Origin of the sequence: Sporosarcina sp. P13 (assembly GCF_002743055.1) — a bacterium.
Classification (GTDB): domain Bacteria; phylum Bacillota; class Bacilli; order Bacillales_A; family Planococcaceae; genus Sporosarcina.
Window position 1 is genome coordinate 20,855 of the sequence record NZ_PDYM01000008.1, and the last position, 21,259, is coordinate 42,113.

Genomic DNA, 21,259 nt, shown 5'->3' on the forward strand with positions numbered 1-21,259 from the left:
TCAACGATTTTAGAATCGACTCAGGACATCACAGAAAAAAATTGGAGGGGATGAAATGGAAAAGATCACAAACTTTTTAAACAGTGCCTCTAATATCATTTGGGGTCCACCACTGCTAATCTTATTAATTGGTACCGGAATATTTCTAACGTTTCGTTTGACATTTATTCAATTGCGATTATTACCTTATTCATTAAAACAAGTATTTTCAAGAAAGCATGATAAAAAAGTCGATGGAGACATCACCCAGTTCCAGGCACTTATGACGGCAATGGCCGCAACAGTGGGTGTTGGAAATATCGTAGGGGTTGCTTCAGCAGTAGTTGCCGGTGGTCCTGGTGCTATTTTCTGGATGTGGCTGGCTGGTTTTTTCGGAATGGCAACAAAATATAGTGAAGCTATTCTGGCAGTAAAATATCGTGTGAAGGACTCTAACGGCTTAATGGCTGGTGGTCCGATGTACTACTTGGAACATGGTCTGAAACAAAAATGGCTCGGTGTATTGTTCGCGATTTTCGGAGCGCTAGCAGCTTTCGGTATTGGTAACGGAACACAGGCCAAAGCGGTAGCTGACGTAATGAGCAATACATTCGAAGTACCTCATTATATTACAGGTATTGCACTGTTAATATTTGGTGCACTAGTTATTCTTGGCGGAATTAAATCAATCGGTCGCGTGACTGCATTTTTCGTTCCTATTATGGCTTTATTCTATTTCATTGCGGGCGCGATTGTCATGTTCTTGAATTTCGAACAAGTACCCGCAGCATTCGCTCTTATCTTCTCTGATGCTTTCACGGGGCAAGCAGTTGCAGGTGGTGCAATTGGGGCCGTCATTCGATTCGGTGTAGCAAGGGGATTATTCTCCAATGAAGCCGGTCTAGGTTCTGCACCGATTGCAGCAGCAGCCGCAAAAACAGACTACCCTGGACGTCAGGCTCTTGTATCCATGACACAAGTATTGTTCGACACATTAATCATCTGTTCAATCACAGGTGTAACGATTGTTATGAGTGATAAATGGCAAGATAAATCAATCGATGCAGGTGCTTTAACAGCAGAGGCATTTGGTTCATTCTTAGGAGGAATTGGGCCGATTCTAGTTTCGATCGGTCTCGTATTCTTCGCAACATCGACCATTTTAGGTTGGAGTTATTACGGTGAGAAATGCTTCCAGTATTTAATACCGAATCGAGCCGCTGTATTAGTCTATCGAGTGATTTTTGTAGCTTTCATTTATGTTGGTGCTACAGCTTCACTAGATTTAGTTTGGATTTTGGCGGATGTATTAAATGGTCTAATGGCAATACCGAACTTGATAGGACTTCTTGGTCTATCGGGGATCGTCTTACTAGAAACAAAACGTTTTAAAAAGAAAATAGACGAAGAACGACAAGAACAACACAAGTAATTGGTTACAGTTCAGTTGACAGCTTATCACTTTCATGAAATGATAGATTTGATAGGATAGAAAGGCGGTACTCGCATGGATTTATCAGTACAATCACCTGAGAATATTGCATATATGATTGAAAAAATCAAAGAAAAACTCCGTATGGTGAATGTCGACGCAATGCGTTCTGAAAACTTCAGTACAGAACAGTACGAAGACTTGCACTATATGTATGAAATGGTCATGAAGCGTGACAATATTACGCCGAATGAAATGCAAGCCATTGCGGCAGAACTTGGTTCTATGCGCAAATAAAAAAGACTCCCACTAAGGGGGTCTTTTTTATGCAGTTTATTGTGGAATGATAGCTGTTCCATCTTCCATTACTAGTGGTTGAATAAGCACTTCTACTCTTCGGTTCTTACTACGATTCTCCACCGTGTCATTCGGTACAATCGGCTTGTACTCTCCATAACCTTTCGCACTAAATAAATTGGGATCTACTTCATTGTTTTCTACGATAATTTTTAAAAACTCTACCGCACGCATAACACTCAACTCCCAGTTTGAAGAAAACTGGGCATTTCTAATTGGTATATTGTCTGTATGCCCTGCAATGACAACTTGTCGGGGCTTTTCTAAAGCCAGCAACCGTGAAATGTCGTTTGCTAAGCCTTTGTATTGAGGCGTAATGGTTGCCTCACCAGATGCGAACAGCACGCTGTCACGTATCGTCAACAGTAATCCCTCAACTGTCAATTCAGTTTCAAATTGATTCTCTAATTCATGCACTGCAATATATTCATCTAAATCATCCTGCATTTCCCTAAGCGACTTCTGATCTTCAAAATAAGATGAATTATCCTCCAACTTCCCTTCTGAATCATCTGGAACAATTTTAGTCGTCGGAGCAGATTCATTTATAATTCCATTCCCGCCACCTTCAAATATTTCATTAAATACTTGTGAAATTTGTGAAAAACGTGCTTCATCCACTGCACTCGAGGCAAAGATTACGATGAACAATGCAAGTAATAGTGTCAATAAATCGGCATATGGAAGAAGCCAGGATTCGTTAATATGTTCCATTTCATGTTTCTTTTTCTTACGTTTCTTGGCCAACCTTACCAGCTCCTTCGCTGCTGTCCATAGCTAACTTCTTACGGTCTTCAACAGATAGATAAGATGCTAGTTTCTGTTCAATTACACGCGGCGCTTCTCCTTCCAACACGGAAAGAATTCCTTCAATAACCATTGTTCTCTGTCGAACTTCTTCTCTTGATTTACGCACTAGTTTATTGGCAAATGGGTGCCATAAGACGTACCCTGTGAAAATCCCCAATAACGTAGCGATAAATGCTGCCGAAATTGCTTGACCGAGTGCATCGATATTGTTCATGTCTTTTAGAGCTGCAATCAATCCGATAACGGCTCCCAAAACACCAAGTGTTGGCGCGTATGTTCCTGCTTGGGTGAATATCAGCGCACCGACAGAATGCCGATCTTGCATTGCTTCTACTTCTTCACTTAGTACATCACGGATATAGTCAGCGTTTTGTCCGTCAATAGCCAAACCTAGTCCATTTTTTAAAAACGGATCATTAATATCGACAATTTTCGCTTCTAACGCCAATAAGCCTTCGCGTCTCGCTACGTCCGCCCAAGAAGAAAAAAGACGAATTAGATCTGCATCGGAAGTGAATTTCTGCTGAGTGAAAATAATTTTTAATAACTTAGGTACCTTTTTTAACTCATTCATCGGGAATGCGATAACAACGGCTGCAATCGTTCCAGCGATGATAATGAGGATGGCTGCGGGGTTCAATAACGCATCAGGAGTTACACCTTTAAGCGTCATCCCAACTATTAATGTCACAAGACCTAGTACCAACCCTACTACTGTGGATAAATCCATATTAAAAGCCTCCAAGCCTTGCATTCTTCTTATTATTTCGGTCATTGGTTATCATTCTTTAGATGCAACAGGCAACTATTCATAGATATTTGATGTCAATCTTTGTATTACGTACGCTTTATCGTTGCGAACTATTATCCTCACTTGTTACTATTGACATACTATGTAAAAAGGAGATGTCATAATGGATCATTTTCAAGATCAACTTTCCAATTATGCTGAATTAGCAGTTAAGGTAGGTGTAAATATTCAGCCCGACCAATATTTGTTTATTAGCGCATCTACCGAGATTACATCATTCGTACGTCTGATTGTCGAAAAAGCTTATGAAGCCGGCGCACGCCAAGTATTTGTGGATTGGATAGACGATGTAGTGACTCGCCTACGTTACGAAAAAGCACCAAATAATTCATTTACTGAGTTCCCTACATGGAAGAAAATAGAACGTGAAGAACTAGCTGAGAAAGGTGCCGCCTTCATGTCAATCGTTTCCCAAGATCCTGATTTACTGAACGGCATTGATCCAAACCGTATTCGTGATAATCAAAAAGCTTCTAGTACAGCTCTCAGCAAATTCCGTCAAGCTATGCAGTCCGATAAAATTAGCTGGACTGTAATAGCTGCTGCATCTAGTGCTTGGGCAGCAAAAGTCTTTCCAGATTTTTCTGAAGATCAACAAGTACCAGCGCTGTGGGATGCAATCTTAAAAGCTGTGCGAGCAGACCTACCGAATCCTGTCGAAGCTTGGTTGCAACACGATGAAAACTTACATGAGAAAGTTGATTATCTAAATGGAAAACGTTATCTGAAACTCCATTATACAGCTCCAGGTACAGATTTAACAATAGAGTTACCAGAAAAGCACTTATGGTGTGGAGCAGGTAGCATCAACCAATCAGGTCATGAATTTATGGCTAATATGCCAACGGAAGAAGTATTCACTGCCCCTTTAAAAACGGGTGTCAACGGCTATGTATCCAGTACAAAACCGTTAAGCTATGCGGGTACAATTATCGACAACTTCAAAATTACGTTTAACGATGGAGCGATTATCGATGCTTCCGCTGAACAAGGAGAAGCGATTTTAAAGCAATTAATTGATACAGATGAAGGTTCGAAGTTTTTAGGTGAAGTGGCGTTAGTTCCCCATGATTCACCCATTTCTAATTCAAATATTTTGTTCTACAATACATTATTTGACGAAAATGCCTCAAACCATTTAGCTATTGGTAGCGCTTATGCATTCTGTCTAGAAGGCGGTAAAGAAATGGACTCCGAACAATTACTGGAAAATGGTTTAAATCAAAGCTTAACACATGTAGACTTTATGATTGGTTCCAACAACATGGATATTGATGGAGTCTTATCAGACGGCACATCCGAACCTATCTTCCGAAAAGGTAACTGGGCATTCTAAAATCCGTCACTTTTCATTTAAAGTTTTTAGTTGCTCTTAAAATTCATCTAAAAATCGTGTATAATAAATACGAGAACATAACACTAATGGAAAGAGGGGCTTATAAATGGGCTTAATGTATACTACAGTTATCGGTTACATGGTCGTTCTTGGACTAGCATCTTGGTTTACAATGCACTTTTTAGCTGGCGCAATGGATTCATCTGACTCTGTGATTATCGATCCAAAACCTGAAGACATAAACTAATCTGCTTATGTTCCGAGCAATCGGAATTAGGTTTTCTAATTAAACTGGAGTTGCCCTGTAGGCGACTCTTTTCTTTTAACAAAAACTAGGTCCTGGAGGATTATTACATGACATCATTATCGGAAATTATGAATTACAACGAATCGTTTGTTAAAGAAAAAAAATATGAAGAATTCGTCACAACAAAGTTTCCAAATAAGCGGATCGTTATCCTAACTTGCATGGACACAAGACTGATTGAATTACTTCCGAAAGCTATGAACTTAAAAAATGGTGATGCAAAAATCATCAAAAGTGCCGGTGCTATCATCACACACCCATTCGGCGGTCTCATGCGAAGCATTTTGGTCGCGGTTTATGAACTGCAAGCAGATGAAGTTTATGTAGTAGGTCATCATGACTGTGGTATGAGCTCAATCGATACTTCACGTATAGTAGACAGCATGGTTAAGCGTGGGATCGATCAGTCGATGTTTAAAACACTTAAATACTCAGGAATCGATATGAATGCTTGGCTTCACGGCTTTAGTGATGTGACAGAAAGCGTGAAAAAGAGTGTGGATGCGATTAAAAACCATCCTTTAATTCCTAAAGACGTCAACGTTCATGGTCTCGTTATTAACCCTGACAACGGTAAGCTTGACGTGATTGAAAACGGTTACAAATCAATGGAAACTGTTTAATATCCTTTCTACAAAATAAAGAACCGACTCTTTTTCATTCCAAGAGTCGGTTCTTTATTTTTGCAGTCCACTTCCGCCATGCGGTCTTACCCTTTCAATAATCGCTCTCGACCATTGCATACATAAAGTGATCTTCCCACACCCCATTAATGAACAGTAGCTCTCGTAGCAATCCTTCTCGTTCAAATCCTGCCTTTTCCAAAACTTTTACGGAGCCTATATTACGTGGAGACACGTAAGCCTCTACCCTGTGCAAATTCACTTTTTCAAAAGCAAATTGATTAATCAGCTCTACTGCTTCTGTGCCGATCCCCCTACCCGTTTGCCTTTGGTCAATTGAGTACCCTACAAATCCACTTGAAAATGGCAGACGTTTAATACTGTACAACGATATTTGTCCGATGATCATACTAGTTTGCGAATCAAAAATTCCAAAGTTATACTCTCGACGATCTCGCATCTGATAAAGGGATTCACGGATTTTATCACGCTGCATAGAAACCGTATAATAGGTATTATCGTGTCGCGGTTCAAACTCTGTCCAGTAGTCCCTGTTTGCTAGTAGCAGCTGGGTAAACTGATAAGCGTCGTCTTCTGTTAGTATCCGTAAATAACACTGCTCCCCTTCGAGTAAAATCATTTCGCCTCATCCTTTTCGACGCATTGTATTATTAACGACTATTTCCTTCATAGTTATGAAGGAAATGGAGAATCAATTCCACTTGTCTAACTTCATTATAGTATTTTTTACTACTACAAGACAACAGAATGTCATTTCCTCTCATTTGTAAAGGAAAATTCATACTTTCATCATCCATCACCCTTTATTGTCTGTATACTATTCTTCAGGAGGATTTTATCATGCTAAGAATAATTTTGATGGTACTTTCGTTATTCATCATGATTGGAACGCATATCGCTGCAAACCTAATTCCGCTTAATGGGCTGACTACTTGGGAAATTGCTAATCGTGTACCCGTTCTTTTCATGCCTGCAGAGTATGTTTTCTCTATATGGGTCGTTCTGGATTTACTAATGGTTAGTTGGTTATATTCATTTTCTAAAACAACAGCTGGACTTTCTTCTTCGATTGCCACGCTACGGACAATCTGTTTTAATATCAGTTGCTTTTTAAATATCGCATGGTTATTACTATGGCATTATGGTTATTATTACTGGGCGATCGTTAGTGTCATCGGTTTATTGGTTTGTTTGTTACTCTTTTATTTCAGCTATCCAAAGTTAGAGAGTTCAAATCGCGAACGAATGGCGATTTCCGCTTATATGGCTTGGATTTTCATTGCGGTAATTGCTAACAGTTACTATGCTTTCAAATTTCATGATTGGACAGGTTGGGGTTTAAGTGACCCTTTATGGACCGTTATTTTTTTAAGTCTGGCAGCGGCTATCGCACTTCATTTTATGTATCATTACCGAGATGCTGTGTTTAATCTTATTATTATTTGGTCTTTTATCGGGATCGCTATAAAAAATGGAACAGATGAATTATTCGTCTCCACTGCTGCTTTATTTCTTTCGGCTGTAATTGTATTCATTCTACTCATGGGTAATCGCTTTTCTAAAACACAAAATCTCTAACACAGTTGCATTTTGTTGCGGCTGTGTTTTTTTCATGTGATGATTCATAAAACTAGGGTATATGTTACAGTATGAACTAGCATGCTATATCGTATAGGAGGTTACGCTATGTCAAATTCAAAATTGCTCTCTTCACTCTGTTATTTTAGTATCTTTTTTGCTCCTTTGTTACTTCCGGCAATCATCTTTTTTGTAACGGATGAATATGAAGTGAAAAAACATGCTAAAAAGTCCTTAGTTTCTCACATCATTCCAATGGCTTTATTGATAGCAGGGTTTATCATCCTATCATTTTCTATATTCTCTTTAAATTCACAGTCTACTTCAATAATAGATAGCAATATGATGGTTTGGAGCGTATTACCGTTACTTTTCATCACTTTATACAGTATACTATTTCTTATAGTACTAATATGGAATATCTATCAAGGTGTTAAAGTGTTAAAATAGACCAATGAACTTTATGTAAATTATTAAAAGTATATGGATAGAGTATGATATAGTATGGAATGTAAAATTCGTACGGAAGAAAGGACTTGTGAACATGATTGTAAAAAATGATGAACAATTAGAAGGTTTACGTGTAATCGGACGTATTGTCGCTGAAATCCGAGAAACTTTAAAGGACGCTACTGTACCGGGTGTCACAACAAAAGAACTCGATGAAATGGCGGGACGTTTATTTACAGAAAAAGGTGCTGTCTCTGCACCCATCGATCAATACGACTTCCCCGGTTATACTTGTATAAGTGTCAATCACCAAGTAGCTCACGGAATTCCTGGAAGTTATGTCATTCAAGACGGCGACTTAGTAAATATAGATGTTTCGGGATCAAAAGATGGCTATTTTGCGGATACAGGTATTTCATTTGTTGCGGGTACTCCTGATGAAGCTAAACAGAAGCTATGTGATGTAGCAAAGTCTGCGTTGGACCGGGCGCTATTGAAAATAAAAGCGGGTTCTAGTCTGAATCAGATTGGAAAGGCCGTGGAGCGTGAAGCAAAAGACAACGGCTTACATGTGATCAAGAACTTAACAGGACATGGCGTTGGTAAATCTTTACACGAAGAGCCTCAGCATATCTTGAACTATTTCGACCCTTGGGATAAGGAGCTGTTAAAAGACGGTATGGTCTTGGCAGTGGAGCCGTTTATTTCACAAAAGGCAGAGCATGTGATTGAACTGGATGATGGTTGGACGTTTGTGACACCAGACAAGTCACTAGTGGCCCAAATCGAGCATACGATTGTTGTAACAAAAAGCGAGCCAATCATTTTAACATCTCTTGATTGATAGCTATAGGAAAAGAGCATACGCGACTGCATATGCTCTTTTTTTATTTCTTTTTTTGTTTTTGTTTTGGTTTTGACTTCTTTGGTGCTGATTTTCTCATTTCATCTACTGTCTTTGAATTACCTTCGATTAATTGACCATTATACCAAACCTTTTGTACAGTTTTGATACCTTTTGTCAATTTACGGTAATCACGTTCTTCAGCATAAGATAATAGCGTTAGAACTTCACCGTCTGCACCTGCACGGCCTGTTCGTCCGGAACGGTGTACATATTGCTCTACAGTGTGTGGCACATCAACGTGAATGACGTGCGTCAAACCTTCGATGTCCAAACCGCGGGCAGCTAAGTCAGTTGCGATTAATATACGAATATTTCCTGATCTGAAATCCTCTAAAGTCTTTTGACGATCGAGCTTCTTCATATCGGAATAGAGCACAGCAATTGGTGCATCGTTATACAACAACTTCAATTCTTTCATCCGCAGTTGGTCTACATTGTTCATGAACGTCAACGCACGCACACCCGATAATGCAGAAATACCGCGCAACACTTCAGTCTTTTTGCGATCATCGACTTTAACATATGAATGAATAATCTGCCCAATATCGGGAATATCTTCAGCATTTACCTGCAAACGAATAGGTTCTTTCATCATATGTTTAGCAACTAACTCAATTTCATCTGTAATCGTAGCGGAAACAACCGCTACTTGACGATTAGGGTTCGTTGATTCAATCAAATTCTTTACGAGTACGCGATATTCACGAGACAATAATTGATCGCCTTCATCGATGACTATGTGTTGAATATCATACATCTTCAACTTTCTTTCTTTTACAAGTTCATTCAATCGTCCTGGCGTTCCTACTACAATCGTCGGCTTCTTCTTTAGCTTTTCAATCTGGCGTTGCATATTCGCCCCACCAATTAGCTGCGTCACCGTTACAGATGTACCTTCGACCAAATCGCGGATCACATTGACAATCTGCATCGATAATTCCTGTGAGGGTGTGATGATCAAAGCCTGTGTTTTCGGCAAGTCACCGTCCACCATTTGAATGACTGGCAATGCATAAGCTAATGTTTTCCCCGTACCCGTAGGCGATTCGGCTACAACATCTTTGCCTTCTAGCATTTCAGGAATCATCTTTAATTGAATCGGCATAGGCTGTTTAAACTTCCATTTTGTACGTAGAGATTCATTCAGCTCATCTAAAAAAGTCATTCGGTTCACTCTTTTCTGTAGTTAAAATGTTCCACCGGTTATTTTTTTTGAAGCTTCTTTTTCAACTTTTGAATTTTAGGTACAACTTTAACGAACATATTATAGATCAACGGATTATACACTTTATCAATTTCTCCGATAAATTCCGTTACACCGTCTTTCTGACAAAAACTATTTTTAAAATTATATAGGCCATCTTGTTCACTATCCAGAACGAAAACGCCGCCTAGATCATATTGCTCGGCACCTATTTCCAATCCCCACTTCATCATTTCAAAATTCATGAGATAGCTTGGATTCAGATTTCGTTTTACGTTTGAACTACCTGCATACAGATAATAGAGCTTACCATTGTAATTAATCGTGACAGCTCCTGCTAAATAGTCATCTTCATGCTTGGCCAAATATATTCGTAGATCATCAAAAGCTTCACGCATTTTTACGAAGTACTCATACGAACGAATGGAAATCTGATTCCGCTCGGACATCTCTTCATGAATCTCGAAAAACTTCTTTAAATAGTCATCACTTCGAGAATAGGTAACTTCTACACCTTTACGCGCTGAACTACGAATCTTACTTCTCGTTCTACCGCGAAACTTTAGCATTAGAGATTCTTCATCCTCGTCAGTTAATTTCACAATCATATTGTATCGCGGCTGAATCAAGTCTTCTTTTCCCGCACCCTCATTGCGTACTATATAACCGGCATTACGATACATCTGATCTAACTCTTCCGTGAAGAGCTGTTCAGGATCCATTTTCAACGCGAATGCTTTATATTTCTTTACTAGCACTTCCGATTCCTTCAACAATTCTTCTACTAACTGTTGATCGTGCAAATCACAAATCGGTCCGCGTGGAGCATACAGTAATGAGTACCCACCTGGCACTTTTCTAATAAGCAAAGACATCGCTGCAACGATTTCACCATCACGCTCTACATAAACCTGCTCATTTCCCCAATCATCTTTTACATTAGCCCAGTTAGGGTCTTGAGTGATCGATCGAAAAGGAGAATTTCTCACAAACGTTTCATATCTTTTAACATCTTCTACATTTTTTTTATTTAAAATCGGCACTGCTGGTACACTCCTTAGGTTACTCTAGCTCCGTACGGTTAAATTTTCTTCCGCTATCAAAATAAGCGGAAAATTCAACAGAAAAGTACAGCCATAGCTCTATTAAGTGTAGCCTACTGCATTTTTCAAGTCAAGAAACGGAAGAAATATCATAGGTTTTTAACCATTCCCACTACATTTAATAAAGTCATATATATTAAATACTTAATACTATTCCACTATTAACCAAAACGTCCTATACTATAAACAGTGGAGAAAGGTTTCATCGTAGTAGTATTTAAAGCGGAAATATCTATTGAGAGATTCAGATAAGAAGTGATTATATTAGAAAACATCCCTACGCAAATGCGTAGGGATGTTTTTATTCTTCAGTTGCGTTTTTATATTTTTTAAAATAATTAATCTGCCTCATCAACATATAGAACTTCCGTTTCAGATGACCATCCTTTTTATAAAACAATGGATTGCCATAGTTACCTGATTTAATAAGCGAACGGATTTCTTTTTGCATCTCAGGATTATAAACAAATTTCTTCAGCACAGCTTTTGGCACGACTGTAAATAAGAAATGCTTATCTAAATACGTCAACGGTTTTTCGACGCCATAGACCAAATCATCTACTAAATACTTCGCCATGTTTTCTCCGCACTGCGTAATGTAGTAGCTTGAACGTCCCTGGCGGATATTCACTTCAAATACTTTGAACTTACCATCACGTTCATCATACTTTAAATCGAAGTTACCATACCCTACATAGCCAATGGCTTCTGAGAATTTAGCAAGTTTCGTCATCATTTCTTCATGATAACGCGTAATCAATGCCGTGTAATTCCCTATAGCAGTCATCGCACGTTCTTGCAACGCGACTTGCGCAAACGTAATCAGTTGCGGCTTTCCGTGTTGATTAGCGTAGTACACTGCGTCCCACATATACGAATCATCTCCAGGAATAAAATCCTGAATAATCAAATCTTCCGTATAGCCACTCGCTTTCACCATTTGGATAATGCGGTTAATCTCTTCATATGTATCCACTTTGTAAATCTTCTGTAAACCTTCGAATGGATGGCGATAATATTGTACACCATCACTAGGTTTTATAATGACCGGAAATAACACATCATCAGTAAATGGTTCATCCGAAAGACACGAATGGAAATACGTAGACGGTGTATCAATTCCATGTTCCGCACAAAGTTCATAGAAGTTTTTCTTAATATAGACCGCATTCATCAGTTCCTCATCAATATAATTGAATAAGAAATCCTCTTGCAATGCTTCACGCTGTTCAATAATCAAGCGAACATACAAATCATCAGTACCAATTAAAATAAGCTTTTGATCAGCTGTACGATGCTTCTTTGCTACTTCACGTAAAAACTGGACGAACACTTCAGGATCGTGTAATCCAGGATGAAATTCTTGGATATCAGTGATTGAACTATAGCTTGTAAAAGGTAATGGTTCCCTTCCTACAATCACTGGCTTCATATCATATTCTTCATGAAAAGAGATAGCCATATTATAGGCATTAATATTCGTTCCGACAATAATCGGGATAAAAGGATGCTTGCTCATAGATTCCTCCAGCAGACGTTTTTCCATTTAAGTGTAGATGTCTCAAATTCGTAAGTCAAGATTCTGCTGTCTTTTACTAGCCATATGTTTTAAAGACTTGGTCGTGATCATTCCAAAGTTCCCATGGATACAGTCTAGGTGGTTCCGATACAAAACGAACGATTTCTTTCGTTGTTGGATGTTCGAACTCTAGCGTATGAGCCCATAAAGCGATTTGTTCGCCGGGTCTATTCACTTGTCTACCATACTTCTGATCTCCATATAGCGGAAATCCTTCTGACGCTAATTGCACACGAATTTGATGTGATCGTCCAGTATGCAAACGGACACTCAGTAAACTAGTATCCGTTGCCGTACCAAGCAACAAATACTCAAGGCTAGCTGCTTTTGCTTCCGGATGATTTTTCTTTACGCTGAACACATAATTCTTTTTTCGATCTTTATATAGATAATGTCGAAGGGTGTCCTGTCTTTTCTTCGGTACACCGCGCAAAATCGCTAAGTATTTACGATCAATCTTTCCTCTACGTAACTGATCAGATAACCGTGAGGCTGCTTTGGACGTCTTCGCAAATACCATAACACCACCAACAGGACGATCCAGTCGGTGCACAAGGCCCAAGTAGACATTTCCAGGTTTATTATAACGCCTTTTTATGTCTTCTTTAAGTGCAGACAATAAATCCATATCTCCACTCTCATCTTCTTGCACCGGAATATTCACTGGTTTCTCCACTACTAACAAATGATTGTCTTCATATAGAATGGAGATATTCATTTCATTAATCTCTCTTTCTTAATAAGATCCAATAATGCCTGACAACCTTCAAACACCAAGTCGTATGTTTCTTGAAAATCACCTGTGAAATAAGGGTCTGGTACATCCTTCTGATGGCTTGTTAGATCTAAAAATCGAATCACCCGCTGATGGTTATTATCACCAAATAGACTTCGGATATTGCTGATATTCTCAGTATCCATACCAATAATATAATCAAAATCCTTTGCATCATTTACAGTTAGTTGACGTGCGGCCATACCTTCCGAGGACACTTCATATTCTGCAAGCTTTGACAATGTACCTGTATGGGGGGGCTTGCCTATATGCCAGTCACTTGTACCAGCAGAATCTACTTCGATTTGACCTGTTAATTGTTCATCATTAACTAATTTTCGAAAAACACCTTCTGCCATTGGTGAACGACAGATGTTTCCTAGACAGACAAATAATACGCGTGTCATAATTTTCTCTCCTCACTCTCTAAAATAATCAACTCATAGAGTAGTATACATGATTTCCAGTAACCCTTCAGCCGGTATAGTGCCTGTGCGGTAGAAGAAAGTCACCTTCCCAAGAAGGAAATTACCAGTGAGTTTAGTCTCACTCCATATTTACTTATGGTATAATAAAGACTAGGACTAAAATATCAGAAAGCGGGAATACTAGTTGGAATAAAACATGGGAGGGCTGCTGTATGCAACTTGTATTCGAGAAAACATGGGAAGCCACATTGTCTAAGCAACAAAAATTAGCCTTTATTCAACAATACGCAACGAAGGAACCACTCAACGATGAATTTACTGTGAGTCCTATTCTTATAAAGCGTAAGCGCAATGGCGGTGTTGTCGCTACTGTTTTTCTGCAAAATAACCGTTCGACCGAGCTCGCTATTCGCGACACAGACGTTTATGTGGTCAATGAATTCGGAGATATAATAGCTCAAGAAACGTTCTCCCTTTCATTGGATATCCCACCGTATGCCGCAACACCGTGGTCATTTGTGTTCTTACCCGGGCAAGTCGTATCTGACGAGGAACCGACTGATGAGTGGAGAGTTGAAGTGAAATAAAAAGCAGCTGTTACTGTAGGTTTCTTCCCACAGTGACAGCTGTTTTTTATTATGCTAAATCTACATTATGATGGACTTGTTGAACATCTTCCAAGTCCTCTAGTGCATCAATCATTTTTTCGAACTGTTCTTGTGCTTCTTCATCCAATGAAATTTCGTTTTGAGCTAACATCGTCAATTCTGCCACAGTAAAGTCTGTAATACCCACTTGTCGGAATGCTTCTTGTACTTCGTGGAATTGGGATGGTTCGGCATACACTAGAACTTGCTCATCATGTTCTTCAATATCGCGCACATCAACATCCGCTTCAAGCATGAGCTCAAGCACGTCGTCCGCGGTTTTGCCCTCGATACCAATGATTGCAGCTGGATCGAACATATATGCAACGGAACCGCTAACTCCCATGTTCCCGCCATTTTTACCGAAAGCCGCTCGCACTTCGGAAGCTGTACGGTTAACGTTGTTTGTCAATGCATCGACGATTACCATCGAACCATTGACGCCAAAGCCTTCGTAACGAAGTTCGTCGAAGTTTTCTTCTCCGCCACCTTTTGCTTTTTCAATCGCACGGTCGATGATAGCTTTTGGTACACTGTATGTTTTTGCGCGTTCTAGTACGATCTTTAGTGCTTGGTTGGATTCAGGGCTAGGATCTCCTGATTTTGCTGCTACATATATTTCGCGGCCAAACTTTGCATAGATTCTACTTGTGTTCGCATCTTTAGACGCTTTCTTCTCTTTTATGTTATTCCATTTACGGCCCATTCGGTGCACACTCTTTCCTATAGTTATAATGGTTTCCTACTCTCTTTTTAGTATACCAATTGCGTTTTGACATGAAAAGTAAAAAACTTTTTTTATTTTGTGTTGGTATTCATAGCATGTCGCAACGCGATTTGGAAACGTACTTTAATAAAGTCTAGGTCAGCTTTCAATCACCGCTTCGGCACGTGGGGGATTGCCTCCCACAAAGAGCCAACTAGCAAAGGACGCTAGCCGTCTCTTTGTTTCGGCCGACCCCGCAGTTGTGCCTTCGCTTTTTGAGTACAAGGTAGATTGGATAGGCTTCTGTACGTAGGAAAACTATTTTGTGTAGGATCGTTGCTCGACTTATTTCCGATCCTCAAGTTAGTATAGGTCAACTTTCTACCACCGCTTCGGCACGTGGGGGATTGCCTCCCGCCAGGAGCCAACAAGCGAAGGTCGCGCTAGTTGTCTCCTGGCTTCGGCCGACCCCGCAGTTGTGCCTTCGCTTTTTGAGTACAAGGTAGATTGGATGGGCTTTGGTACATAGTAAAATCACTTTTAGACTTTAAAGTACTATGCCACTTACTTCCACTCACAAAACGTAGGCGCCTTACAAGCGGTAGGCGAAGCAATAAGACAGAGAGGCGCTCTTCCTTTCTGGCTTATTGCGGGAGCCATCCGCCAGCGCCGAAGTGAGTACAGTGACGATCACTTCTCTACATACAGAAGCGGATTGAAGTGGCTAGAACTTACTGAAACCCTTACTAACTTCAACGTACTATCACTTACTTCCACTCACAAAACGAAGGCGCCTTACAAGCGGTAGGCGAAGCAATAAGACGGATAGGCGCCCTTCCTATCTGGCTTATTGCGGGAGCCATCCGCCAGCGCCGAAGTGGGTACAGTGATGAATTACTTCCCACATACAGAAGCGAATTGATGTGTCCAGAACTTACTGAATCGCTTACTAACTTCAATAAACTATGCAACTTACTTCCCTCCACTAAACGAAGGCGCCTTACAAGCGGTAGGCGGAGCAATAAGACGGATAGGTGTTCTTCCTATCTGGCTTATTGCGGGAGCCATCCGCCAGCGCCGAAGTGGGTACAGTGATGAATTACTTAACAAAATTCAGAAGCGGATCAAAGTGTCTAGAAATTACTGAATTCCTTACTAACTTCAACGGACTATGCCACTTACTTCCCCTTACCAAACGAAGGCGCCTTACAAGCGGTAGGCGGAGCGATGAGACAGAGAGGTGCTCTCCCTTTCCGGCTCACGCGGAAGCCATCCGCCAGCGCTAAATTGAGTACAATGATCAACACTTGAGCCTTTTATTATTAATAATACAAGCTATCAATGTTTAAATCCTACTATTCTAATTAGTATTGACTATTTTAAATTATCTGCTAAACTATAGGAAATATTACAAGTTAGCGGGGGGATGGAATGGTCACATTTGAATCGTGGAAAGAGTCTTCAGTGTTGCCTGAGTTTCCGAAAGGTTCTGAGACAAAAGGAGCTTCTGAAGTTTTGCAGTGGGCTTATGATCATTATGAGGAAGAACTTGTCTACGCATGTAGCTTTGGAATTGAAGGAATTGTTTTGCTTGAACTGATTTCACGCGTGAAGCCAGATGCGAAAATTATTTTTTTAGATACCAACTATCACTTCAAGGAAACGTATGAAACGATTGAAAAAGTTAAGAAACGTTATCCGCAACTTCAAATTCATCTGCAACAACCAACATTGACTATCGAGGAGCAAACAGAACAATACGGCTTGGATTTATGGAAGACTAATCCGAACCAATGTTGTGATTTGCGTAAGATCAAACCTTTAGAAGTAGCTATCTCATCTTCTACAGCTTGGATATCTGGTTTACGCAGAGAGCAATCCGAGAATAGAAAGTCTACTGAATATCTCAATCAAGATCAACGCTTTGAAAAAATCAAAGTATGTCCACTCATTCATTGGACATGGAAAGATGTTTGGCGTTTTGTTCATAAACACCAACTTGAATACAACATACTTCACGATCAAGGGTTCCCAAGCATTGGATGTGCAACGTGTACGAAACCAGCTTTCACAGAAGAAGATATGCGCTCCGGACGCTGGAGCGGAAGCGGCAAGACAGAATGCGGTTTGCATACGTAAATTTTTTATCTTCAAAACCGAGTATTTCTATATGACTTATTATATAAAAAGGATAGGTGTTTAAACAATGACAACAATACAACCTCATGGCGGTACTTTAGTAAATCTATATAATCCTTCACTTTCAATCGAAGGGTTAAACAAAACGATTTCGATTGATGCAACAGCAGTAAGCGATTTGGAACTAATTGCAACAGGTGCATACAGTCCCCTCACAGGATTTTTGACTGCTGAAGATTATCACTCCGTAGTAAATAATATTCGACTAGCCGATGGAACGGTTTGGAGTTTACCAATTACGTTACCTGTAAAAGACCACTCACTTTATTCAGTGGGAGAAACGGTGCTACTAGAATTCGAAGGAGCCGTCTATGGAACGCTAGAAATCAAAGATATTTTTTCTCCCAATCAATTAGAAGAAGCAGTGAAAGTATATAAAACAGCAGATCGCAAACATCCAGGCGTTGCAAAATTACTAGACCGTGGCCATGTATACATTGGAGGACCAATAAAATTAATCAAACGAATTGAACGGAAAAACTTTGCAGAATTTTATTTTGATCCAGCAGAAACACGTCAAGCGTTTAAGGAGAACAGTTGGAAGAAAATTGTCGGATTCCAAACGCGCAATCCAGTTCACCGTGCCCATGAATACATCCAGAAAACAGCGCTTGAAATTGTAGATGCATTGCTGTTGAACCCTTTAGTAGGTGAAACGAAATCCGATGATATTCCAGCTGATGTTCGGATGGAAAGTTACCAAGTATTATTGCGTGATTATTACCCTGCAGATCGTGTGAAATTGGCCGTGTTCCCAGCTGCAATGCGCTATGCCGGTCCTCGCGAAGCTATTTTCCACGCGCTTGTACGAAAGAATTATGGTTGTACACACTTTATCGTTGGACGTGATCACGCTGGGGTTGGCGACTACTACGGAACATATGAAGCACAAGAAATCTTCTCCAATTTCACGGCAGAAGAAATCGGTATTACGCTATTATTCTTTGAACATAGCTTCTTCTGTAAATCATGTGGCAACATGGCAACACCGAAAACATGCCCTCACACGAGTGAAAACCACGTTATTTTATCTGGGACAAAAGTACGTGAAATGCTGAAGAACGGCATTTTACCTCCAGCAGAATTCAGCCGTAAAGAAGTGGTAAACGTCTTGATCAATGGCTTAAAAGAAAAAGAACTGGTGAAGTGAGGAGAAACGATATGACAAAGAATATTGTATGGCATGACCAATTAATCTCGAAACAACAACAACGGGATAAAAACCGCCACCATAGCGCGGTTCTCTACTTCACTGGTCTCTCCGGATCGGGTAAGTCCACAATCGCAAACGCAGCCGCTCGCCGGTTACATGATTTGGGCGCTAATACGTATGTACTCGATGGTGACAATGTACGCCACGGTTTGAATAAAGATCTTGGGTTTTCGGATGAAGCACGAAAAGAAAATATCCGTAGAATCGGTGAAGTTTCGAAACTATTTATTGATAGCGGTCAACTTGTTTTCACGGCATTCATCTCCCCTTTTCAGGAGGATCGCGATAGCGTACGGAGTTTAGTAGAAGAGGATGAGTTTGTGGAAGTCTATATTAGCTGTCCACTCGACGCTTGTGAACAGCGTGACCCTAAAGGTTTATATGAGAAAGCACGTGCGGGTGTGATTCCGGAATTCACGGGTATCTCCTCTCCTTACGAAGCACCTGTAACACCAGAACTAACTTTGGAAACTGACAAGTATACGGTAGATGAATGTGTAGAACAATTAATCGGCTACTTACGCGATAAAAAATGGATTAACTAATGGAATAACTGAGGAGTGATTGGAATGGGAAAAGTATGGTTAGTCGGTGCAGGTCCAGGTGATCCTGATTTATTGACCGTCAAAGCAGTAAAAGCGATACAGCAAGCGGATGTAATTCTTTATGACAGACTGATCAATCAAGAAATTCTGCAATATGCAAAATCAGACGCAGAGTTGATTTTTGTTGGTAAGCTACCGAAGCATCATTTTGTACAGCAAGATATGATCAATTTCTTATTGGTCAAACACGCGAAGCTAGGTAAACATGTCGTCCGTCTAAAAGGTGGCGATCCATTTATATTCGGTCGTGGCGGTGAAGAAGCAGCGTTTGTGGTAGAGCACCACATCCCATTCGAAGTGATTCCAGGCATAACGTCTGGAATCGCAGCTCCTGCTTATGCAGGTATTCCTGTTACGCACAGGGATTACAGTGCTTCATTTGCTATTGTAACAGGTCATCGAAAAGAAGGTGTAGAGGAAGCTGAAAAATGGCAGGCGCTTGCGAAAGGTATAGATACGCTTGCTATTTACATGGGAGTCAGCAATCTTCCGTATATCGAGAAGCAATTGATTGACCATGGAAAAGATCCAAATACACCAGTCGCCTTCATCCATTGGGGTACGACAGATGCTCAGCGTACTGTTACAGCGACGCTTAGTACAATGTCTGAAACAGCGCAGAAAGAAAATGTTATTAATCCAAGTATGATTGTCATCGGTGAAGTCGTCCGCTTACATGATGAGTTGCAATGGTTTGAAGAGTCTAGTGCAGAACGTCGCCTACATGAGGCAATAGTATGAGAGCGATTTTATATATTTGCCATGGCAGCCGCGTAAAGAAAGGACAGCAGGCTGCTTTGGCGTTCATCGAAAAGACTATGAAAACGAATGCCGTACCTATCCAGGAAGCTTGTTTCCTAGAGTTAGCTAAACCGTCAATAGCTGAAGGTGTAGCTCGTTGTATTGAACGTGGAGCAACAGAAATTGTCGCAATTCCGTTCTTGCTATTACGTGCAGGCCATGCAAATGTAGATATTCCTACGGAGTTGCAGATAGTGGTGAACAATTATCCCGAAATTCCCGTGTACTATGGAGATCCAATTGGTGTAGATGCACGCATGGTCGATGTAATGATTGATCGACTACATGAAACGACGGAAGTAATTCCTGCAGACGCTACTGTTTTACTTATCGGACGTGGTAGTAGTGATCCTGCAACGAGAGAGGACTTTACGGAAATACAACGGATTTTCCAAGAGAAAACAGGATTACAACATGTCAGTGTCGGTTATTTAGCAGCATGCAGACCACGTTATGAAGATGAACTCACGAGATTACTCGAGGCAAAGCCTACCAATCTATACATCCTACCCTATTTACTGTTTACCGGTATTTTAATGAAAACGATTGAACGTACTGTTAAGAAACTAAAGACAACAACGGCGATTCATCTCTGTCCTGCACTTGGCTATGATCCAGCGATCCATTCGATTTTAAATGAAAGGGCAGATGAAGCAGTAGAAAGGAAGAGTGGATTGCATGTTCCCAATTATGCTTGAAAATTTGAAGGATTCAAAAGTAGTTGTCATCGGCGGCGGCAATGTAGCCTATCATAAAGTACTTAACTTACATCGGTTCGGCATTCATCCAATTGTCATCAGTCCAGTATTCCATCCCTGTCTTTTACTACTTGCGGATGAAGGGTCCGTACAACTTATTCAAAAGGAAGCGGATTGGAATGACGTAATAGACGCTTTTCTAACATTGCTTGTGACAGATAATGAACGTGTCAACGATCATCTAGCAGGGTTATTAAAAGCCCACGGGAAGCTAGTGGTTCATGCTTCCAATCCTTCCCTAGGTACTGCTCAAATCCCTGCCGTTGCCACCCGGGGAAAACTAATCATCAGTGTCTCAACCAGCGGGGCTAGCCCTTCTCTCGCGATGAAGATCCGGACAGAAATTGCTGAAACATATGACGAACGTTATGAAGACTATTTGGATTTTCTAGCGGACGTGCGACTCTATGTGAAGCAGCAAGTGACAGACCGTACAAAGCGCAGAAGTTGGTTAAAAGAAGCAATTGAACCTATTTACTTGAATAATCACGAAGAACGCCAGACATTCCTCAATGAGCTACAACTAGCTTTCCCTGTACAGCAAGAACAACAAATCCGGTAGAAGCCAATTCGCTTTTACCGGATTTTTATAACTTCTAAGAGTGAAGCGGAAAGGTACCGTTACGCCGC

At 40.4% G+C, this 21,259-nt stretch carries 24 protein-coding genes; 15 read left to right on the forward strand and 9 right to left on the reverse strand.

Going from position 1 to position 21,259, the window contains the following annotated elements:
* Window positions 1-55 precede the first annotated feature (55 nt).
* Together CSV79_RS06035 and CSV79_RS06040 are read left to right on the forward strand one after the other, a co-directional pair.
* Window positions 56-1,411, forward strand: coding sequence for an alanine/glycine:cation symporter family protein (locus tag CSV79_RS06035; RefSeq protein WP_099688143.1), 1,356 nt, complete (start codon window positions 56-58; stop codon window positions 1,409-1,411).
* Window positions 1,412-1,486: 75 nt separating this feature from the next.
* On the forward strand, window positions 1,487-1,708 hold the full coding sequence (locus tag CSV79_RS06040; protein ID WP_099688144.1) for a DUF1128 domain-containing protein: 222 nt from the start codon (window positions 1,487-1,489) through the stop codon (window positions 1,706-1,708).
* A gap of 36 nt (window positions 1,709-1,744) precedes the next feature.
* On the opposite strand, the gene motB is transcribed toward CSV79_RS06040, so the two are convergent.
* Both motB and motA read right to left on the reverse strand, forming a co-directional pair.
* Window positions 1,745-2,515, reverse strand: coding sequence for a flagellar motor protein MotB (gene motB, locus CSV79_RS06045; RefSeq protein WP_099688145.1), 771 nt, complete (start codon window positions 2,513-2,515; stop codon window positions 1,745-1,747).
* The gene (motA, locus tag CSV79_RS06050) at window positions 2,499-3,308 is read right to left on the reverse strand and encodes a flagellar motor stator protein MotA (RefSeq protein ID WP_099688146.1); all 810 of its coding nucleotides are present in this window, start codon (window positions 3,306-3,308) and stop codon (window positions 2,499-2,501) included. Before motA ends, motB begins: the two co-directional genes overlap by 17 nt.
* Window positions 3,309-3,492: 184 nt before the next feature.
* Between motA and CSV79_RS06055 the strand changes: the two genes are divergently transcribed.
* The 3 genes from CSV79_RS06055 to CSV79_RS06060 all read left to right on the forward strand — a co-directional run bounded on the left by CSV79_RS06055 (window position 3,493) and on the right by CSV79_RS06060 (window position 5,655).
* The gene (locus CSV79_RS06055; RefSeq protein WP_099688147.1) at window positions 3,493-4,725 is read left to right on the forward strand and encodes an aminopeptidase; all 1,233 of its coding nucleotides are present in this window, start codon (window positions 3,493-3,495) and stop codon (window positions 4,723-4,725) included.
* 106 nt (window positions 4,726-4,831) lie between these two features.
* Window positions 4,832-4,972 carry a hypothetical protein gene (locus tag CSV79_RS16980; protein ID WP_199171875.1) on the forward strand — a complete coding sequence of 47 codons (141 nt, stop codon included), beginning with the start codon at window positions 4,832-4,834 and terminating at the stop codon, window positions 4,970-4,972.
* A 107-nt stretch (window positions 4,973-5,079) separates the two neighbouring features.
* A complete protein-coding gene (locus tag CSV79_RS06060; RefSeq protein WP_099688148.1) occupies window positions 5,080-5,655 on the forward strand; it encodes a beta-class carbonic anhydrase in 576 nt (191 codons plus the stop codon).
* A 94-nt stretch (window positions 5,656-5,749) separates the two neighbouring features.
* Here the strand turns inward: CSV79_RS06060 and CSV79_RS06065 are convergent, their stop codons facing one another.
* On the reverse strand, window positions 5,750-6,295 hold the full coding sequence (locus tag CSV79_RS06065; protein WP_099688149.1) for a GNAT family N-acetyltransferase: 546 nt from the start codon (window positions 6,293-6,295) through the stop codon (window positions 5,750-5,752).
* Window positions 6,296-6,516: 221 nt separating this feature from the next.
* On the opposite strand from CSV79_RS06065, the gene CSV79_RS06070 reads away from it, so the two are divergent.
* The 3 genes from CSV79_RS06070 (at window position 6,517) to map (ending at window position 8,548) form a co-directional block, all read left to right on the forward strand.
* Window positions 6,517-7,254, forward strand: a complete 738-nt coding sequence (locus CSV79_RS06070) for a hypothetical protein (RefSeq protein ID WP_099688150.1) — start codon at window positions 6,517-6,519, stop codon at window positions 7,252-7,254.
* Window positions 7,255-7,362: 108 nt separating this feature from the next.
* The gene (locus CSV79_RS06075) at window positions 7,363-7,704 is read left to right on the forward strand and encodes a magnetosome magnetite crystal formation protein family (protein ID WP_099688151.1); all 342 of its coding nucleotides are present in this window, start codon (window positions 7,363-7,365) and stop codon (window positions 7,702-7,704) included.
* Between the two features lie 94 nt (window positions 7,705-7,798).
* Complete coding sequence (gene map, locus CSV79_RS06080; RefSeq protein WP_099688152.1) at window positions 7,799-8,548, forward strand: type I methionyl aminopeptidase; 750 nt, start codon at window positions 7,799-7,801, stop codon at window positions 8,546-8,548.
* 43 nt (window positions 8,549-8,591) lie between these two features.
* On the opposite strand, the gene CSV79_RS06085 is transcribed toward map, so the two are convergent.
* From CSV79_RS06085 to CSV79_RS06105, 5 genes are all read right to left on the reverse strand, one after another.
* The gene (locus tag CSV79_RS06085) at window positions 8,592-9,776 is read right to left on the reverse strand and encodes a DEAD/DEAH box helicase (RefSeq protein WP_099688153.1); all 1,185 of its coding nucleotides are present in this window, start codon (window positions 9,774-9,776) and stop codon (window positions 8,592-8,594) included.
* Window positions 9,777-9,814: 38 nt separating this feature from the next.
* On the reverse strand, window positions 9,815-10,858 hold the full coding sequence (locus CSV79_RS06090) for a lipid II:glycine glycyltransferase FemX (RefSeq protein WP_099688154.1): 1,044 nt from the start codon (window positions 10,856-10,858) through the stop codon (window positions 9,815-9,817).
* A 361-nt stretch (window positions 10,859-11,219) separates the two neighbouring features.
* Window positions 11,220-12,437 (reverse strand): carboxylate--amine ligase, encoded by a 1,218-nt coding sequence (locus CSV79_RS06095; protein WP_099688155.1) that lies wholly within the window; start codon window positions 12,435-12,437, stop codon window positions 11,220-11,222.
* Window positions 12,438-12,513: 76 nt separating this feature from the next.
* Complete coding sequence (locus tag CSV79_RS06100; protein ID WP_099688156.1) at window positions 12,514-13,215, reverse strand: RluA family pseudouridine synthase; 702 nt, start codon at window positions 13,213-13,215, stop codon at window positions 12,514-12,516.
* Complete coding sequence (locus CSV79_RS06105) at window positions 13,212-13,679, reverse strand: low molecular weight protein-tyrosine-phosphatase (protein ID WP_099688157.1); 468 nt, start codon at window positions 13,677-13,679, stop codon at window positions 13,212-13,214. The genes CSV79_RS06100 and CSV79_RS06105 overlap by 4 nt, the downstream gene beginning before the upstream one ends.
* Window positions 13,680-13,912: 233 nt before the next feature.
* Here CSV79_RS06105 and CSV79_RS06110 point away from each other — a divergent pair, with 233 nt between their 5' ends.
* On the forward strand, window positions 13,913-14,287 hold the full coding sequence (locus CSV79_RS06110; protein WP_099688158.1) for an SLAP domain-containing protein: 375 nt from the start codon (window positions 13,913-13,915) through the stop codon (window positions 14,285-14,287).
* A gap of 49 nt (window positions 14,288-14,336) precedes the next feature.
* On the opposite strand, the gene CSV79_RS06115 is transcribed toward CSV79_RS06110, so the two are convergent.
* Window positions 14,337-15,053, reverse strand: coding sequence for a YebC/PmpR family DNA-binding transcriptional regulator (locus CSV79_RS06115; protein WP_099688159.1), 717 nt, complete (start codon window positions 15,051-15,053; stop codon window positions 14,337-14,339).
* 1,431 nt (window positions 15,054-16,484) lie between these two features.
* Between CSV79_RS06115 and CSV79_RS06120 the strand changes: the two genes are divergently transcribed.
* The 6 genes from CSV79_RS06120 (at window position 16,485) to CSV79_RS06145 (ending at window position 21,191) form a co-directional block, all read left to right on the forward strand.
* Window positions 16,485-17,192: a phosphoadenylyl-sulfate reductase gene (locus CSV79_RS06120; RefSeq protein ID WP_099688160.1), complete on the forward strand. Its 708-nt coding sequence runs from the start codon at window positions 16,485-16,487 to the stop codon at window positions 17,190-17,192.
* Between the two features lie 67 nt (window positions 17,193-17,259).
* A complete protein-coding gene (gene sat / locus CSV79_RS06125; protein WP_099688161.1) occupies window positions 17,260-18,402 on the forward strand; it encodes a sulfate adenylyltransferase in 1,143 nt (380 codons plus the stop codon).
* Window positions 18,403-18,413: 11 nt separating this feature from the next.
* Complete coding sequence (cysC, locus tag CSV79_RS06130) at window positions 18,414-19,010, forward strand: adenylyl-sulfate kinase (protein WP_099688162.1); 597 nt, start codon at window positions 18,414-18,416, stop codon at window positions 19,008-19,010.
* Window positions 19,011-19,034: 24 nt separating this feature from the next.
* Entirely contained in the window at window positions 19,035-19,811 is a 777-nt protein-coding gene (gene cobA / locus CSV79_RS06135; protein WP_099688163.1) for a uroporphyrinogen-III C-methyltransferase, read from the forward strand.
* Window positions 19,808-20,569 (forward strand): sirohydrochlorin chelatase, encoded by a 762-nt coding sequence (locus CSV79_RS06140; RefSeq protein ID WP_099688164.1) that lies wholly within the window; start codon window positions 19,808-19,810, stop codon window positions 20,567-20,569. The genes cobA and CSV79_RS06140 overlap by 4 nt, the downstream gene beginning before the upstream one ends.
* Complete coding sequence (locus CSV79_RS06145) at window positions 20,550-21,191, forward strand: precorrin-2 dehydrogenase/sirohydrochlorin ferrochelatase family protein (RefSeq protein ID WP_099688165.1); 642 nt, start codon at window positions 20,550-20,552, stop codon at window positions 21,189-21,191. The genes CSV79_RS06140 and CSV79_RS06145 overlap by 20 nt, the downstream gene beginning before the upstream one ends.
* Window positions 21,192-21,259: the final 68 nt, after the last annotated feature.

Bases quoted from the DNA above. Each gene is read 5' to 3' on its own strand.
- CSV79_RS06035 (WP_099688143.1), top strand. From the start codon at position 56: ATGGAAAAGATCACAAACTTTTTAAACAGTGCCTCTAATATCATTTGG.
- CSV79_RS06040 (WP_099688144.1), top strand. From the start codon at position 1,487: ATGGATTTATCAGTACAATCACCTGAGAATATTGCATATATGATTGAA.
- motA (WP_099688146.1), bottom strand. From the start codon at position 3,308: ATGGATTTATCCACAGTAGTAGGGTTGGTACTAGGTCTTGTGACATTA.
- CSV79_RS06055 (WP_099688147.1), top strand. From the start codon at position 3,493: ATGGATCATTTTCAAGATCAACTTTCCAATTATGCTGAATTAGCAGTT.
- CSV79_RS16980 (WP_199171875.1), top strand. From the start codon at position 4,832: ATGGGCTTAATGTATACTACAGTTATCGGTTACATGGTCGTTCTTGGA.
- CSV79_RS06060 (WP_099688148.1), top strand. From the start codon at position 5,080: ATGACATCATTATCGGAAATTATGAATTACAACGAATCGTTTGTTAAA.
- CSV79_RS06065 (WP_099688149.1), bottom strand. From the start codon at position 6,295: ATGATTTTACTCGAAGGGGAGCAGTGTTATTTACGGATACTAACAGAA.
- CSV79_RS06070 (WP_099688150.1), top strand. From the start codon at position 6,517: ATGCTAAGAATAATTTTGATGGTACTTTCGTTATTCATCATGATTGGA.
- CSV79_RS06075 (WP_099688151.1), top strand. From the start codon at position 7,363: ATGTCAAATTCAAAATTGCTCTCTTCACTCTGTTATTTTAGTATCTTT.
- map (WP_099688152.1), top strand. From the start codon at position 7,799: ATGATTGTAAAAAATGATGAACAATTAGAAGGTTTACGTGTAATCGGA.
- CSV79_RS06085 (WP_099688153.1), bottom strand. From the start codon at position 9,776: ATGACTTTTTTAGATGAGCTGAATGAATCTCTACGTACAAAATGGAAG.
- CSV79_RS06095 (WP_099688155.1), bottom strand. From the start codon at position 12,437: ATGAGCAAGCATCCTTTTATCCCGATTATTGTCGGAACGAATATTAAT.
- CSV79_RS06100 (WP_099688156.1), bottom strand. From the start codon at position 13,215: ATGAATATCTCCATTCTATATGAAGACAATCATTTGTTAGTAGTGGAG.
- CSV79_RS06105 (WP_099688157.1), bottom strand. From the start codon at position 13,679: ATGACACGCGTATTATTTGTCTGTCTAGGAAACATCTGTCGTTCACCA.
- CSV79_RS06110 (WP_099688158.1), top strand. From the start codon at position 13,913: ATGCAACTTGTATTCGAGAAAACATGGGAAGCCACATTGTCTAAGCAA.
- CSV79_RS06115 (WP_099688159.1), bottom strand. From the start codon at position 15,053: ATGGGCCGTAAATGGAATAACATAAAAGAGAAGAAAGCGTCTAAAGAT.
- CSV79_RS06120 (WP_099688160.1), top strand. From the start codon at position 16,485: ATGGTCACATTTGAATCGTGGAAAGAGTCTTCAGTGTTGCCTGAGTTT.
- sat (WP_099688161.1), top strand. From the start codon at position 17,260: ATGACAACAATACAACCTCATGGCGGTACTTTAGTAAATCTATATAAT.
- cysC (WP_099688162.1), top strand. From the start codon at position 18,414: ATGACAAAGAATATTGTATGGCATGACCAATTAATCTCGAAACAACAA.
- cobA (WP_099688163.1), top strand. From the start codon at position 19,035: ATGGGAAAAGTATGGTTAGTCGGTGCAGGTCCAGGTGATCCTGATTTA.
- CSV79_RS06140 (WP_099688164.1), top strand. From the start codon at position 19,808: ATGAGAGCGATTTTATATATTTGCCATGGCAGCCGCGTAAAGAAAGGA.
- CSV79_RS06145 (WP_099688165.1), top strand. From the start codon at position 20,550: ATGTTCCCAATTATGCTTGAAAATTTGAAGGATTCAAAAGTAGTTGTC.